This is a genomic window from Burkholderia sp. MSMB1835, from assembly GCF_001526365.1.
Taxonomy (GTDB): domain Bacteria; phylum Pseudomonadota; class Gammaproteobacteria; order Burkholderiales; family Burkholderiaceae; genus Burkholderia.
Genome location: NZ_LOYP01000004.1, coordinates 125,680 through 140,652 on the forward strand (window position 1 = coordinate 125,680; position 14,973 = coordinate 140,652).

The 14,973-nt window shown below is 64.9% G+C and carries 14 protein-coding genes; 10 read left to right on the forward strand and 4 right to left on the reverse strand.

Annotated elements, in window-relative coordinates; translation table 11 throughout:
• Window positions 1–46 precede the first annotated feature (46 nt).
• A complete protein-coding gene (locus WS96_RS02315; protein ID WP_059830346.1) occupies window positions 47–1,075 on the forward strand; it encodes a DUF1338 domain-containing protein in 1,029 nt (342 codons plus the stop codon).
• A gap of 244 nt (window positions 1,076–1,319) precedes the next feature.
• Here WS96_RS02315 and WS96_RS02320 read toward each other — a convergent pair whose 3' ends face one another.
• From WS96_RS02320 to WS96_RS33970, 3 genes are all read right to left on the reverse strand, one after another.
• A complete protein-coding gene (locus tag WS96_RS02320; protein WP_034205539.1) occupies window positions 1,320–1,517 on the reverse strand; it encodes a CsbD family protein in 198 nt (65 codons plus the stop codon).
• Between the two features lie 53 nt (window positions 1,518–1,570).
• Complete coding sequence (locus tag WS96_RS02325) at window positions 1,571–1,921, reverse strand: BON domain-containing protein (protein ID WP_059794883.1); 351 nt, start codon at window positions 1,919–1,921, stop codon at window positions 1,571–1,573.
• 69 nt (window positions 1,922–1,990) lie between these two features.
• The gene (locus tag WS96_RS33970) at window positions 1,991–2,155 is read right to left on the reverse strand and encodes a hypothetical protein (RefSeq protein WP_179949047.1); all 165 of its coding nucleotides are present in this window, start codon (window positions 2,153–2,155) and stop codon (window positions 1,991–1,993) included.
• A 382-nt stretch (window positions 2,156–2,537) separates the two neighbouring features.
• Between WS96_RS33970 and WS96_RS02330 the strand changes: the two genes are divergently transcribed.
• The 5 genes from WS96_RS02330 to WS96_RS02350 all read left to right on the forward strand — a co-directional run bounded on the left by WS96_RS02330 (window position 2,538) and on the right by WS96_RS02350 (window position 7,753).
• Complete coding sequence (locus tag WS96_RS02330) at window positions 2,538–4,070, forward strand: helix-turn-helix transcriptional regulator (RefSeq protein ID WP_059830348.1); 1,533 nt, start codon at window positions 2,538–2,540, stop codon at window positions 4,068–4,070.
• A 141-nt stretch (window positions 4,071–4,211) separates the two neighbouring features.
• Window positions 4,212–4,403 carry a CsbD family protein gene (locus WS96_RS02335; protein ID WP_027782241.1) on the forward strand — a complete coding sequence of 64 codons (192 nt, stop codon included), beginning with the start codon at window positions 4,212–4,214 and terminating at the stop codon, window positions 4,401–4,403.
• A 420-nt stretch (window positions 4,404–4,823) separates the two neighbouring features.
• A complete protein-coding gene (locus tag WS96_RS02340) occupies window positions 4,824–5,975 on the forward strand; it encodes a branched-chain amino acid ABC transporter substrate-binding protein (RefSeq protein ID WP_059830350.1) in 1,152 nt (383 codons plus the stop codon).
• A gap of 203 nt (window positions 5,976–6,178) precedes the next feature.
• Window positions 6,179–7,351 carry an NAD(P)/FAD-dependent oxidoreductase gene (locus tag WS96_RS02345; protein ID WP_059830352.1) on the forward strand — a complete coding sequence of 391 codons (1,173 nt, stop codon included), beginning with the start codon at window positions 6,179–6,181 and terminating at the stop codon, window positions 7,349–7,351.
• Between the two features lie 186 nt (window positions 7,352–7,537).
• Entirely contained in the window at window positions 7,538–7,753 is a 216-nt protein-coding gene (locus tag WS96_RS02350) for a hypothetical protein (RefSeq protein WP_034205533.1), read from the forward strand.
• Between the two features lie 140 nt (window positions 7,754–7,893).
• Here the strand turns inward: WS96_RS02350 and WS96_RS02355 are convergent, their stop codons facing one another.
• Entirely contained in the window at window positions 7,894–9,075 is a 1,182-nt protein-coding gene (locus tag WS96_RS02355; RefSeq protein ID WP_059830619.1) for a serine hydrolase domain-containing protein, read from the reverse strand.
• A 277-nt stretch (window positions 9,076–9,352) separates the two neighbouring features.
• Between WS96_RS02355 and WS96_RS02360 the strand changes: the two genes are divergently transcribed.
• The 4 genes from WS96_RS02360 (at window position 9,353) to WS96_RS02375 (ending at window position 14,653) form a co-directional block, all read left to right on the forward strand.
• Window positions 9,353–10,480, forward strand: coding sequence for an aminotransferase class V-fold PLP-dependent enzyme (locus WS96_RS02360; RefSeq protein WP_034205532.1), 1,128 nt, complete (start codon window positions 9,353–9,355; stop codon window positions 10,478–10,480).
• Between the two features lie 96 nt (window positions 10,481–10,576).
• A complete protein-coding gene (locus WS96_RS02365; protein WP_059830354.1) occupies window positions 10,577–11,146 on the forward strand; it encodes a YdeI/OmpD-associated family protein in 570 nt (189 codons plus the stop codon).
• Window positions 11,147–11,451: 305 nt separating this feature from the next.
• The gene (locus WS96_RS02370; RefSeq protein ID WP_257127919.1) at window positions 11,452–12,549 is read left to right on the forward strand and encodes a NucA/NucB deoxyribonuclease domain-containing protein; all 1,098 of its coding nucleotides are present in this window, start codon (window positions 11,452–11,454) and stop codon (window positions 12,547–12,549) included.
• Between the two features lie 79 nt (window positions 12,550–12,628).
• Window positions 12,629–14,653 carry an SMI1/KNR4 family protein gene (locus tag WS96_RS02375; RefSeq protein WP_059830358.1) on the forward strand — a complete coding sequence of 675 codons (2,025 nt, stop codon included), beginning with the start codon at window positions 12,629–12,631 and terminating at the stop codon, window positions 14,651–14,653.
• Window positions 14,654–14,973: the final 320 nt, after the last annotated feature.

Consider the following 14,973-nt stretch of genomic DNA (forward strand, 5'->3'; position numbering starts at 1 on the left):
AGTGGCCGGCACGTTTGCCGGCGGGTCCCCCGAGACGAGAATCCTGATGCGCAATCCGAATATCGACAGCTTGCTGACGAAGCTGCTGGGACAGGCGAAGACCGACGCCCTGTTCTCGACCCTGAACATGCCGGCCATCCTCGAAGAATGGGAAGACGGCGTCGTGACGCGCGCGGAAATCGCGCAGGCGATGAACATGGCGCTGTTCGAAGGGCTGCTCGAGCGTTCGGCGAACGGCCGCGCGTACACGGCCGACACGATCGAGCGCGGCGGTTCGGTCTATTTCGACCACGGCGCGCTGCGCACGGTGCGCTGGCCGCACACGGGCGCGCTGCCGCCGGGCGAGGCCGCGTTCACGCGCATCCTGCGTCCGCTCGGCTTCCGCCTGAACGGCCGTTACCCGCTCGACAAGCTCGGCATGACCGGCCGGGCGTACGCGCATGAAGATGCGCCGGACGAAATCGCGCAGTTCTTCGTCAGCGAACTGCATCCGGAGCGCTTCTCGAAGGAATTCCAGCAGGCCGTGACGAATGTCGTCAGCTCGTCGCGCGACCCGCTGTCGCCGGCGGCCGTCGCGCGGCTGTGGGAAGTCGAGCGCGAAGGCTGGCTGTCGCTGGAAGACGCGCATGTGTTGCTGCCGGAAATCGTCGGCGCGTTCGCGCGCCAGCACGACCTGCCGAACGAGCTCGACTATGAAACGCTGCTGATGGAATCGGCGGAAATGGCGTGGATCGCGACCGAGGGCAATGCGTTCAACCACGCGACCGACCGCGTCGCCGACGTGTTCAAGCTGGCCGACGACGAGAAGGCGAAGGGTCGGCCGATGAAGCCGGAAGTCGAACGCTCGCGCTCGGGCCGCGTGTTCCAGACCGCCTATCGCGCGGATACCGTCGAGCGCGAATTCCGCACCCGCGACGGCGGCACGGTGAAACGCAACGTGCCGGGTTCGTTCTACGAGTTCATCACGCGCAAGCGCACGTTCGACCAGACGGCGCGCCGCTGGGTGACCGACCTGCGCTTCGACGCGGGCAACGCACAGGGCATCTTCAAGATGACGGCGAACGCGGCGAAGTAAGCGCGACGCGTCGCGCGCCGCATGCAAAAGCAGACGGGCCGGCGGCTGGTTTCAGCCGTCGGCCCGTTTTTCGTTCGTCGACGGGGCGTCGCGTGCGTCAGAAGAGGTGCGTGACCAGATAAAACAGCACCAGCAGCCCGATCGGCACGCCGAGCAGCCATGCGATCAGATATTTGCCCATGTCGTTGTCCTCCTCGTGGCCGCGACGCGGCGTGCGTCGCGGCGGGGTGAGACGACTGGCGCGTTACAGCTCGCGGTCGAATTCCTTCAACTGCTTCTCGGCTTCGTCGCGGGCAATGCCGTAACGCTCCTGGATCTTGCCGGCCAGATAATCGCGATTGCCTTCCGCGACCGCGAGATCGTCGTCGGTCAGCTTGCCCCACTTGGCCTTCAGCTTGCCGGTGAGCTGCTTCCACTGGCCCTTGATCTTGTCTTCGTTCATGGTGTGCTCCTTTCGTAAGGGGAGAAAAGTGCGGCACGCGGCCGCGTGATAGTTCAGGCTTTCGCCTTCAGGCCGGACGCGTCGACGTGCTTCACGCCCTTGATGGCGCGCGTCACGGCGACGGCCTTCTTCACGGCAGTCTTCGTCGGCAGCACGCCCGTGAGCGTGACGACGCCGTCCACCGTCTTCACGCTGATGTCGGTGCTCTTCACGCCGTCGGTGGTCGCGAGCTCACTCTTCACCTTGGTCGTGATCCATGTGTCGGTCACCGGCTGGCTCGATTCGGTCGCCATGCCGCTGTCGGTCGACGAGGCCTGAGCGTGCGCGTTCGTGAGCGGGGCAGCGGAAAGCAGGAACGCCGCGCTGACGGCGAGCAGTGTCGAAAGGTGCGAGGTCTTGTTCATTGATGTTCTCCTTCGATTGGCGAGTGAAGCAACGGGTGAGCACGGATCGTTCCCGCGCGTTCCCGGGCCTTAGCGGGCAATCGGCGTGTCGTAGCCGGGCTCGCGCGGCGGCATGTCGGGCCGCGGCACGTCGGGCGGCAGCGGTACCGGCGGGTCGGTGCCGGGCGCCGGTTCGGGCGGATTGTCCGGGGGCGGTTCGGGCCGCGTCGGATCGGGTGTCTGATGCAGTTTCATCCGGGTGTCCTCCTCTGCGGTAGAAAGGGCAGCGCATGAGCGCCGATGCAGTACCAGCGTACCGACGCGAACGCGAGCGGACATCGCGCAAATTCACCTGATCGGCTAGTGCGTTTGCACCGGGGACGGAACGCAGCGGTGGCGCACGCGCGTGCACCATGTCCCGGGCAACGCCGCCGGACGGGCGCGCGGGCCGCGCCGCGACGTTCGGCGGGGCACCGCACGATCGCGAGCGGCGTGCGAATGTACTATTCGAGATAGTGCATCCGCGCCTGTCGGGCCGTTGCGCGGCAGGCGATCATCGCCGCGCGCGCCGGCCGGGGCGTGCCACCGCAACGGGCGCTCGGCCGACGCCCGTATCGACGACAGGGACAACGATTCGATGAACGAACAAGTAGACGAACAGGCGCTCAAGTCGCATACCGACCGGCGTCAACTGCACCAGATCATCGCAGGGCTCACCGAGGGCGTGATCCTGATCGAGCCCGACCAGCGGATCGTCTGGGCGAACGAGGCCGCGCTCGCGATGCACGGCGTGACCGAGCTGAAGGCGCTCGGCGCGGACGTCACCGAATACCGCGAGCGATTCCGGCTGCGCTACCGGAACAACCATCCGGTGCGCGACGGCCACTATCCGATGGATCGCGTGATCGCCGGCGAGGAGTTCAGCGACGTGACGGTCGAGGTCGAATCGGCGGCCGACGAGTCGGTGAGCTGGGTTCACCGCATCCGCAGCCTGGTGCTGACGAACGCGGCCGGCGCACCCGATTGCCTCGCGCTCGTGCTGCACGACGCGACCGAATGGGCGAGCGCCGAGGAGCGCTTCGAGCGCACCTTCAACGCGAATCCGGCGCCGGCCGTGATCTGCCGGCTCGACGACTTGCGCTACGTGAAGGTCAACCAGGGCTTTCTCGACATGACGGGGTACGCGCGCGACGACGTGCTCGGCCGTTCGGTGTACGAGATCGACGTGCTCGAACAGGCCGAGCGGCGCGAGCTCGCGATCGAGCGGCTCGGCGAAGGCGCGACGATCCCGCAGATGGAAGCCGTGCTGAAGCTTGCCGACGGCAACACCAAGGCGGTGGTCGTCGCCGGGCAGCCGATCGACATGAACGGCGAGGCATGCATGCTGTTCACGTTCATGGATCTCGAGCCGCGCAAGCAGGCCGAGCGCGCGCTGATGCAAAGCGAGGAGCGCTTCGCGACGGCATTCCGGATGGCGCCGGTCGCGACCGCGATCGTCACGGCCGACCGTTTCGAGCTGCTCGACGTGAACGACGCGTTTGCAGTGCTGACGGGCCACGCGCAAGGCGACCTGCTCGGCAAGTCCGCCGACGAGATCGGGCTGTGGGCCGAGCGCGGCGTGTGGTCGCGCGTCGAAGGTCGGCTCGCGCGCGACGGCAACGTGCGCAACGCCGACGTGCAGATCCGCACGCGCGACGGCGACGTGCGCGATTGCGTCGTGTCGGCCGACCCCGTCGCGATCCACGGGCGCGACTGCCTGCTCGTCGCGCTGCTCGACATCAGCGACCGCAAGCGGACCGAGATGGAGCTCGTCTATGCGATCGAGACCGCGATGCAGGATGCGTCGTGGTTCAGCCGCACGCTGATCGAGAAGCTCGCGAACGTGCGGCGCGCGAATGCGCCGGATGCGGGCGCGCAGCTGTCCGACCTGACCGCGCGCGAGCGCGACGTGTTCGACCTGCTGTGCCACGGCCTGGCCGACAAGGAGATCGCCGGCCGCCTCGGGCTTGCGCCGAACACCGTGCGCAATCACGTCGCGACGATCTACGCGAAGCTCGACGTGCACAGCCGCGGCGAGGCGATCGTCTGGGCGCGCGAGCGCGGGATCGTCGGCGCGGCCGAGGCGAACGGCGCGCGCGGCGACAAGGGCGGTGCGAAGGGCAAGGACTGACCGCGGCGGTACGAATGCACCAGACGCACTGGTGCATCCGCATCTGCCGCCCGCGGCGCCTGCTTGCGATCCTGTCCACTCGGCGGCGCCGCGCAGGGGCGCGGCATCGCCGGCTTTCCTCAACCATCGCAGGAGACGACCATGGACAGGAATCGCATCGAGGGCAAGCTCAAGCAGGTCAAGGGTTCGGTCAAGGAAGCACTCGGCAAGGTGACGGGCGACCGCGAGACCGAAGCGGAAGGCGTGGCCGAACAGCAGGCCGGCAAGCTTCAGGAGAAGGCCGGCGAGGCCGCCGACGCGGTGCGCAACCACAAGGGCACCGACCGGCACTGATCGATGACGCGGCGCCTTGTCGGCGTCGCGAAGGCCGGCCGGGACGGCGTCGCAACGATGATGCGTTGCCGGCATGACCATGGCCGGCCTTGATCCAGCGGCGCGGCCGCCCTTCGCCATGGAAGGCTTCCCTGCACGGTCCACCGACGAGCGGGCCGAGGATCGGCCGCGACTACGGAACTTGATGACAAATCCTCACAACGTAGTTCCGATATTTCGTTTGCTGCACGGGTATTGGCTACCCACAATCCCTTCACCTCTTACGCGATGAAAGGCTCTTCGGAGACGGAGCCGCGGTCATCGTTCGCCCGGATCGGCGCGTGGCACGCGCCCCGGCACGCGAACGCATCACCGGCGCGCAGGAGGTTGCCGGCGCGCGACCCCCGCGCGTTGCATCCCGACCCCAGAAGAAGGACTGCCATGACGTTCCGCATTCGTTCGCTTTCCGGCGTTGCGCTGACCGCCGCGCTTCTCGCATTTCAGACGGGCGCGGCCCACGCACAGGAGACGATCGTCAAGGTCGGCGTGGCCGGCCCGCTGACGGGCGGCGGCGCCGCATACGGCAAGGACATCGAGAACGGCGTGCGCATGGCGGTCGACGAAGCGAATGCCGCGCGCACGACCGTCGGCGGCAAGCCGGTGAAATTCGTCGTCGCGTCGCAGGACGACCAGAGCGATCCGCGCACCGGCGTGCAGGCCGCGCAGCAGCTCGCCGACGCGCAGGTCGCCGTCGTGATCGGCCACTTCAATTCGGGCACGACGCTGCCCGCGTCGAAGATCTACGCGAAGGCCGGCATTCCGATGATCACGCCGTCGGCGACCAATCCCGACATCACGCGCGCCGGGCTCGATACCGTGTACCGCGTGATCGCGACCGACACGCAGAACGCCGGCAACGCCGGTGCGTATGCGGCGAGCGTGACGAAGGCGAAGCGCATCGCGATCATCGACGATCGCACCGCGTTCGGCCAGGGCGAAGCCGACGAGTTCGAGAAGGCCGTGAAGGCGAACGGCGGCACGATCGTCGCGCGCGAATTCACGAACGACAAGGCCGTCGACTTCAGCGCGCAGCTCACGAAGATCAAGAGCACGAATGCCGACCTCGTGTTCTTCGGCGGCCTCGACGCGCAGGCCGCGATGCTCGTGAAGCGCATGCGCCAGCTCGGCATTCGCGCGCAGTTCCTCGCGGGCGGCGGCGTGATGAACGCGAACTTCATCCGGCTGGCCGGCAACGCGGCCGAAGGCGCGGCGGTGTGGGAGTACGGGCAGCCGCTGTCGCGTCTCGCGAAGGGCAAGCTGTTCGAAACGAAATTCAAGCAGAAGTACGGCGTCGACATGCTCGCGTATGCGCCGTTCGCGTACGACGCGACGTGGATCGCGATCAACGCGATGCAGAAGGCGAACTCGACGAAGCCGGCCGATTTCAACGGTGCGCTGAAGGGCACGCGCTACGACGGCATCACGGGCACGATCGCATTCACGAACACGGGCGACCTGAAGAACCCGAGCTCGACGCTGTATGAAGTGAAGAACGCCGCGTGGCAGCCCGTCACGACGAAATCGGCGGACTGAACGCAACACGGGCGAGCGGGCTTTCGCGGCGATGCCGGACGTGCTGAAATAGCCGGAGCGATCGTCGACGAAGCCTGCCCGCGCGACGCCGCGCGAGGCGCGGCACGAACCAACCACGGGCGCGGCCGGCCGGCGAAGGCCGGCGCCAAGCCCGTCATCGGCGTGAGCGGCCCCAAGCCTTTTACGTGCAACCGGAGTCAGTCGTGAGTTCTCAAGTCGTCATCGTCGGCGGTGGTGTGATCGGCAGCTCGATCGCGTATTTCCTGCGCGCCACCGATCCCACGGTCGCCGTGACCGTCATCGAACGCGATCCCACCTATGCGAGATCGTCGTCGGCGCTGTCGGCCGCGTCGATTCGCCAGCAGTTCTCCACGCCGCTGTCGATCGAGATGTCGCTGTTCGGCATCGACTTCCTGCGCACGATCGGCGAACGGCTCGAAGTGGACGGCAACCGGCCGTCGATCGATCTGCACGAAGGCGGTTACCTGTTCCTCGCGACGCCGGCCGGCGACGCGACGCTGCGCGAGAACCATGCGCTGCAGACGCGTCTCGGCGCCGATATCCGGCTGATGGACGGCGCCGCGCTGCGCGCGAAGTTTCCGTGGCTCAACGTCGACGATCTCGTGTCGGGCGCGTACGGCGCGAGCGGCGAAGGCTGGTTCGACGGCTACGGGCTCGTGCAGGCGCTGCGCAAGAAGGCGCAGGCGCTCGGCGCGCGCTACGTGGCCGCCGACGTGAAGGACGTCGTGCGCGACGGCCGCCGGATCACGCACGTCGTGACGGGCGACGGCGAGCGCTACGCATGCGACACGCTGGTCAACGCGGCCGGCGCGTGGACGCGCACGCTGTCGTCGATGATGGGCATCGACATTCCCGTGTATGCGCGGCGGCGCAGCATCTTCAACGTATCGTCGCCGGCGAAGCTCGCCGATTGCCCGCTGCTGATCGACCCGACCGGCGTGTATTTCCGGCCGGAAGGGCGGACGTATATCTGCGGCACGTCGCCGAGCCCGGATCGCGACCCGGACGACCTGCCGCTCGACGAAGTCGATCACGCGCTGTTCGACGACGTGATCTGGCCGACGCTCGCGCACCGCGTGCCGGAATTCGAGGCGCTGCGCGTCGAGAATTGCTGGTCCGGTTACTACGAGTACAACGTGTTCGATCACAACGCGATCATCGGCTACCACCCCGAACTCGACAACGTCGTGTTCGCGAACGGCTACAGCGGCCACGGGCTGCAGCAAGGGCCGGCGACCGGGCGCGGCGTCAGCGAACTCATTCTGGGCGGGCGTTACGACACGCTCGACCTGTCGTCGCTCGGCTGGGCGCGCGTGCTCGAAAACCGGCCGATCGTCGAGAAGAACGTCGTGTAGCACGGCGTGACCGCCCGGTATGGGGTGGGCGGTATTCTCCTTGTGTCTCAAACCCGTTGGCCCGACTGCGTCGGGCCTTTTTTCATGGTCGGCGTGCCGCGCCGTGCTCTATGTCGCCGATGCCGGGATGTGGCAACATCGCGGAGGTTTCGACACACGATCTTTACTCGAGCAACGGGGGCCGGGATGAGCGACATCGCCATCGATATACCGTGGCCGGTCATGATGCTGATTCTGGGTGTCAGCTATTGGCCATTGTGGCTGCTTGTCGGAGCAGGGTTGATGTATTTCGGTGTAACGCGTCTGCGCGGGGGCGGGCGTGTTGCCTGTACGGTCGTTGCGGTCTTGTTCATTCTTTATACCGGCTTGGGCTTGTACGTGATGCTTGCCAGGTCACGATAGCGATGCGGTCGGCCGGAAGCGGCGTGACGTCGATTCATGGATGTCGTGACACGTCATGCGCCGCGCTGGACGCGAGGAAGCGATCGATCTGCGCGGAACGACACGGGCCCGGCTTTGCCGGGCCTTTTCCATTCCGATCGCTACTGGACGCCGTAAATCGCGTCCCGCAGATCGAGCGTGTACTGCCCGTTCATGCCTTCGTAAAGCGTGTTCGACAGCGACACGACGGTGAGCCCGCGTGCGCGGTCGACGAACCACGAATGGCCGTAGACGCCGCCCCAGCGCCAGGTGCCGACGGATTCCGGCGACGCGGCCGCCTGCGGGTCGTGCAGCACCGAGAAGCCGATTCCGAAGCCCGCGCCCGGCAGGTCCGGCAATTCGAAATCGCCGGTTTGCACGCGGCCCATCTCGTCGACGAGCTCGGCGGGCAGGATCGCGCCGCCGCCCGCGCGCAGCGTGTCCAGCACCGTCAGCACGTCGCCGGCGCTGCCGACCATTCCGGCGCCGCCCGACGGGAACGCTTGTGCATTCAGCGCGCGCGACGGCGAGTACGTGACGCCGACGAACCCTTCGACGATGGGCACCGTCTCATTCTCGGCGAGCCGGTGCGGCTGCGGCGTGTCGTTGACGTACGGCGTGGCGAGCCGCGCGGGATCGCGTGCGACGAAGGCCGTGTCGCGTGCGCCGAGCGGGCGCAGCACGAGCGCATCGACCGCGTCGGCGAGCGGCACGCCGCAGACGGCCTCGATCAGCGCGCCCACGACGTCGATCGACAGCGAATAGTTCCAGCGGGTGCCGGGTGCGAACAGCAGCGGCACGCTGGCGATCCGGCGCAGGTTTTCGGCGAGCGTGATCGATGCGCCATCGAGCCCGTCGGAGACGCCGGCGCGCGCGTAGGGGCCGTTTGCGTCGGTTTCGTTGAAGCGATAGTCGAGACCGGCGGTATGCACGAGCAACTGGCGCACGGTGATCGTCGGCACGCGGCCGTCGGGGAGTGCCGGACGGAACGCGGGCAGCCAGCGCGTGACGTCCTCGTCGAGCGACAGCTTGCGTTGCGCGACGAGCGCCATCGCGGCCGCCGAGACGATCGGCTTCGTCACCGACGCGAGCCGGAACAGCGTGTCCTCGCGCATCGGCGTACGCGATTCGCGGTCCGCGAACCCGGCCGCGCGGCGATAGACGAGTTCGCCGTCGCGGGCGACGAGGACGACCGCGCCGACCAGGCGCTGCGTGTCGAGCTGGCGGGACAGGACGGCGTCGATGCGCTCGGCGAGCGCGGGATCGGTTGACGACTGCAGTGACGATGCGGGAGAGGAGGTCATCGAAATTTCCGTCGTGAAGGGGCCGTTCGACATGTTATGGGATGCCTGGCGCACGCGTCGTTAACCCGTACGCGGAGCGGGGCGATGTGGGCGGCGCGGGCTCGCGGCGACGAACACCCGGCCCGGCAGCCGACAAAATATGCGCCAATCGGCCGGCGGCGTTCGTTAGAATCTGCTTTCGTCGAGGAAATGACGCATTTGCATTGGTGCAGAGCAGTATCGAATCGAAGACGCGGCTTGTCCCGATTCCATCGTTCATCTTTCACCGGAGGCGAGCATGCCAGGTTTACTTCCCGATGTTGACCGCGAGGGGCTCCTCGAATATTCGGTGGTGTACACCGATCGCTCGGTCAATCATATGTCGCAGCGCTTCCAGGGCGTCATGCGCGACATCTCCGCCACGCTGAAAAAAGTCTACAACGCGAAGTCGGTCGCGATCGTCCCGGGCAGCGGGACGTTCGGCATGGAAGCCGTGGCGCGACAGTTCGCGACGAACAAGAAGTGCCTCGTCATCCGCAACGGCTGGTTCAGCTTCCGCTGGTCGCAGATTTTCGACATGGGCAGTATCCCGTCCGAAACGACGGTGCTGAAGGCGCGTCCGGTCGAAGCCGGCAGGCAGGCCGCCTATGCGCCGGCGCCGATCGACGAAGTGGTCGCCGCGATCAAGGAAAACAAACCCGATCTCGTGTTCGCGCCGCACGTCGAAACCGCGTCCGGCATGATGCTGCCCGATGCGTACCTGCGCGCGGTGGCCGATGCCGTGCATGCGGTCGGCGGCATGTTCGTGCTGGATTGCATCGCGTCGGGCACCGTGTGGGTCGACATGCAGGCGAGCGGCGTCGACATCCTGATCAGCGCGCCGCAAAAGGGTTGGAGTGCATCGCCGTGTTGCGCGATGGTCATGTTGAGCCCGCTCGCGCGCGAGCGCATCGATGCGACGACCAGCACCAGCTTCGCGTGCGATCTGCGCAAGTGGCTGCAGATCATGGAAGCGTACGAGGGCGGCGGGTTCGCGTATCACGCGACGATGCCCACGGACAGCCTCACGACGCTGCGCGACGTGATGAAGGAAACCGATGCATACGGTTTCGACAAGGTGAAGGCGGAACAGCTCGAGCTCGGCGAGCGCATTCGCGCGCTGCTGACGGAGAAGGGGTTCAGGAGCGTGGCCGCGGCAGGATTCGAGGCGCCGGGCGTCGTGGTGAGCTACACGGACGATGACGGTATCCGCACCGGAAAGAAATTCGCCGACGTCGGTTTGCAGATCGCGGCGGGCGTGCCGTTGCAATGCGACGAGCCGGAGGACTTCAAGACGTTCCGGCTCGGGTTGTTCGGTCTCGACAAGCTGCACGATGTCGACGGCGCGGTGAAGCGGTTTGCCGATGCGTTGAACCGGATTCTTTGAGGCGGTCGTGCGCAACGGGCTGCGCCGGCGGCTGCCGCGCGTTCGTCGCGCGGCGGCTTCCGGATCGTTGAAAACCCGACCATTCAGGGGCGTGACATGACCGAAGGCGCGCTGACGTTTGCCAGTCAAGCCGAATGGGAAAGCTGGCTGGAAAAAAACGGCGGCGCGTCGACCGGCGTATGGCTGCGGCTCGCGAAAAAAGGCGCGGGGCAGCGAACCGTCACCTACGAAGAGGCGGTGGAAAGCGCCCTCTGTCACGGCTGGATCGATGGCCAAAAGAAGGCCGACAGCGAGCAATACTGGTTGCAGCGTTTCACCCCGCGATCGGCGAAAAGCATCTGGTCCAAGCTCAACAAGGACAAGGCCGAAGCGCTGATCGCCGCCGGCAGGATGCGCGCGGCCGGCATGGAAGAAATCGAAAAGGCGAGGAAGGACGGCCGCTGGGAGGCGGCCTATACGTCGGCCGGCAACTCGACCGTGCCGGACGACTTGCAGGCGGCTTTGGATGCCAATCCGAAAGCCGGGAAGTTTTTTGCGACGCTGAACAGCCGTAATCGCTATGCGATCCTGTTTCGGATACAGAACGCGAAGAAGCCGGAAACACGGGCGCGAAAGATCGCGGAATTCATCGACATGCTGAAGCGGGGCGAGACTTTTCATCCGTAGGGCTGTGGCGCCGGCGGCAGCATTCAATTTTTCGGCATGCCGAGGTCGGTTGCATCGTATACGGATTCGATTATGCGATATGGGCTTCGCGCGCAGGATTGATTTAGTCGACGTGACATGGAAAATTCGGTTTGTAGGGTTTTATGGGTAATTTTATTTATAAAAATAAAACAATGATTGTTTGGTTGCATCGATAATTTACATCCTCCTGACGAAATTGACAGTTGCATTTCATTTAAATGTTAATTTAAATTGACTTGCGGTGGAATTGGTCATTTCGATTAATGAAATAATCAGGAGGGGATGTGATTCATCGAATGCTTTTTGCCGGTGCGATTGTGCTTGCGACGGCGATGCCGGCTCATGCGGAAAGTGCGACGGATGTTTCTCCCATTTGCACGACAGTCCGGACCGAACCGACCAGGGACTCGCTATTGAGTCGAAGCAGTTATTGCCAAAAAACGGTCCCGCTCGAATATGTCGCGAAGGACAATCAAAACAATGAAATCGGGCGAGTGGCTATCGAGGCCTACGCGTATTCCGACAATCCGTCGAATCAGCTTGCGTGGCCATTGAAGTTCCGATTTCGCACCCGCGTCATTTCCGGCAATCCGGGCGGCCTGATGATCAAGCCCGTCGTCGAATGCGGATCGGATTGCACGGTTGCGCCCAATGCCGGCGTGCCGCTTGCCCTCGGCGGATTGTCCAACGAGATATCGGTGATGGTTACGCCGAACATGGGAGCCAATAACCCGCTCAGGTTCAGTCCGACGCTCGAGTATCGGGTCGCGAAGTCGGGGGACTCGTTCGAGAACGGAGCAAGCGTGAGTCCGTACGCGGGTGTGGGTTATATTCCCGACATTCGATGCGACGTCGCGCTCGTCAAGAGCAACTCGCAAGGATGTGTCTACGCGGACGCACCGGCGGTTCTCCGTACCATCGTCGCCACGAATCCCGACGTCGATGAATCGGCGATCCATATTCGCGAAGCGCAAGCGGCCGGGCGGCCCGGCAAGTTCGTGCCGAAGGGAGACGGCACGATTTTTCCCGATACTTGGGAGTCCCGGCCGCTGACACGCACGCGCGACGCAACGCTTCGGCGCGACAATCGGGATGCATCCAAGAAGCAATGCGTTGCGAAATACGGCTCGGTGAACGGTCAGTGCACGTTCACCGGCGATCCGGACGAAACGCCAACCGATTGCGATTGCGACGAGTATCCGTTTGCGTCGACCGAGCAGGGTGCATCGAGTGACCCGGAAGTATCGGTCAAGGGTATCGATGCCAGCGATAATCGACGCGCGGGCGCTTTTCTCGGCAATTTCTATTTGAACCAGCGCGTGCTCGACCAAGAGAATTTCTACGTCGACGTCGGATCTCAGCAGCCTGCCGCAAAACGTTGAGCCGCTGGGGAAAAGGAAAACCGTACCGTTGCCGCGGTTCGCGGGTGACCCCAAACCGCGGCATGAAAACATTCACCACATGAGCGATCACGAGAATTTCCCTTTCTGGCTCAACCAGCCCTATGAACGCTGTCGACGCGTCGTGCCGGGCGCGATGCAATCCGAGACAGTGCCGGTCGAGGATGCGCTGACGCGTGTGACGGCGGCCGACGTTTTCGCGCTGGAGAATGTCCCGCCCGTTCCGCTCGCTGCGATCGAAGGCTATGCGTTGCGCGCATCCGATACCGTACACGCGACGCATAGTGCGCCCGCCGAACTCGATTTCGAGTTCAGCCGACGCGCACTGGCTTCGCCAGCGGGCAGTCCGGCGGCTCGCGCAATCGGCGCGCGGTGTGCGGTCGATGTTCCTCCGTATTTTGCACTGCCGGAAAACGCCGACACCGTCGTCCCGAAAGGCAACGTTGAAATTACGCATCGCGGCGCCCGGTCTTTCCTGCTGTTGCATGCGCCGCTATCCGCCGGACAACACGTCATCGCTCCCGGAAGCGAATATCGACAAGGCAGTCTGCTCCTGCCCAAGGGCAGCCGGATAACGGCCGAACGGCGGATCGCGCTGATAGCGGCAGGCGTTCGCGATATCGAGGTCACCAAACGGCCGCGCATCGGCGTGGTGATCGTCGGATATGAACAGCGCGCGCCCGGAATTGCTCGCGAACGCTGGCAGCGGCCCGACACGAGCGGACCGTATATCCGTGCGGTACTGCAGCGCTGGGGATACGAAGTCCACTCGGTCGAATACATCGAGCCTCCAGACATGGCGCTGTCGCCGCTCGAGGTGCAACAGAACGAGTACGCATTCAGGAAGAAGCTCGCCGAGCTCGCGCAACGTTATGACCTGATCGTCGGAGCCGGATTGCCTGCCAAGCCGCCCTTCCGGGATGTCGGACTGAATGCGCAACCGGTGTATTCGCGCGACGACGCGACCGTCGAGATCCGGCAAACACCGGCGGATCGTTTCAACTTCGGACGCAGCGACGATCGCTCGCCGCCGAAGAAAACCACGCTCACGTTCACGCGGCCGGACGGTACGCAGAGCGGGATGACGGTCATGACCAGCTACGATCAGGCCACGCTGATCAACCTGCCGGGCCACACGAACGCGGTCGCTATGCTGATGCACGCGATCATGCCGCGCGTGCTCGATTTGCTCGAGCACGCCGCAACACCGGGGCCCCATTGGGAAGCCGGCATCATTGACCACAGCGTCGAGCGCGATGCTCGACTGAACGCGATGCGATGGGGCAATCTGCACCGCGGCGTCGATGGTAACCCGGTCGTTCGCCTGCTGCCGGCCGAAGATGACGGGTCGATCGGTGGTGTCGTCCATGCCGATGTGCTCGTCGCGATCCCCGCGGCGAACGATCCGATGGCGGCAGGTTCGTCCGTGCTGTTCCTGCGTCTCGATCGCGGCCTTGCCAGCGAGCCACCGCGCCATGTCACGGCGACATCCGCCGAGGGAGCCGAACAAGCGTTGCCGGCGGTCGACACCCGCGTGGCCGCCCACGCGATCGACGACGCACGCACTATCGACCTTCGCGAAACATGGCAGCGGATCGACGCAGCGTTCGCCGCCGATGCGTCACGCGTGCCGGGCGGACTCAACGGACCCGCGTCCGACGATGACATCGATGCATTGCAGGTCGCGCTGGGTACGACGCTGCCCGACGTTTTCATCGACAGTCTGCGCATTCACAATGGCCAGACGGCATTGGGCGATGCGTTTTGCGGAAGCGATGCGCTGCTGAGCGTTCACGAGATCCTCGCGCAATGGCGCATCTGGAAAGGTCTCGTGGACGGCGGCGATTTTGACGGCATGACATCAGAGCCGGATCCCGGCATCGCCGACGACTGGTACAACCTGAAGTGGATTCCGTTCACCCACGACGGCAGTGGCAATCACTTGTGTATCGACCTCGATCCCGCTGAAGGCGGCGTCGCCGGTCAAGTGATTCGGGTCTGGCATGATGATGCGCGGCGCGAGCGTGTCGCGGGGAGTTTTCCCGAGTGGCTTGCCGGCATCGCGTCGGCGCGACAATCAAGCTGAGTACTCATGGAGCGTGCAGTCGTGCCGCCTCGTCGATAACCGACGCGTGGCGCGATGTGGCGGGATGGCGGCCCAGACTCAACGGGGAAACGAACGATGGCGTCGAAAACGGACGCATCGTAGGGGTTGTTGAAGGCGTCGAGCAATTGTTACTTTCGCTAGCGCGTGTCGGTATCGATTTATCCAATCCGCAGTTCGCACGGGCAATCAGCGATTGCGTAGCCAACCTTCAATCAGGCTGACCGGCGAATTTCCATATGCGGTCAAGAAACGACGCGCAATTCGATGACGTAGATCGTCAACATTCTGATCGGCAATTG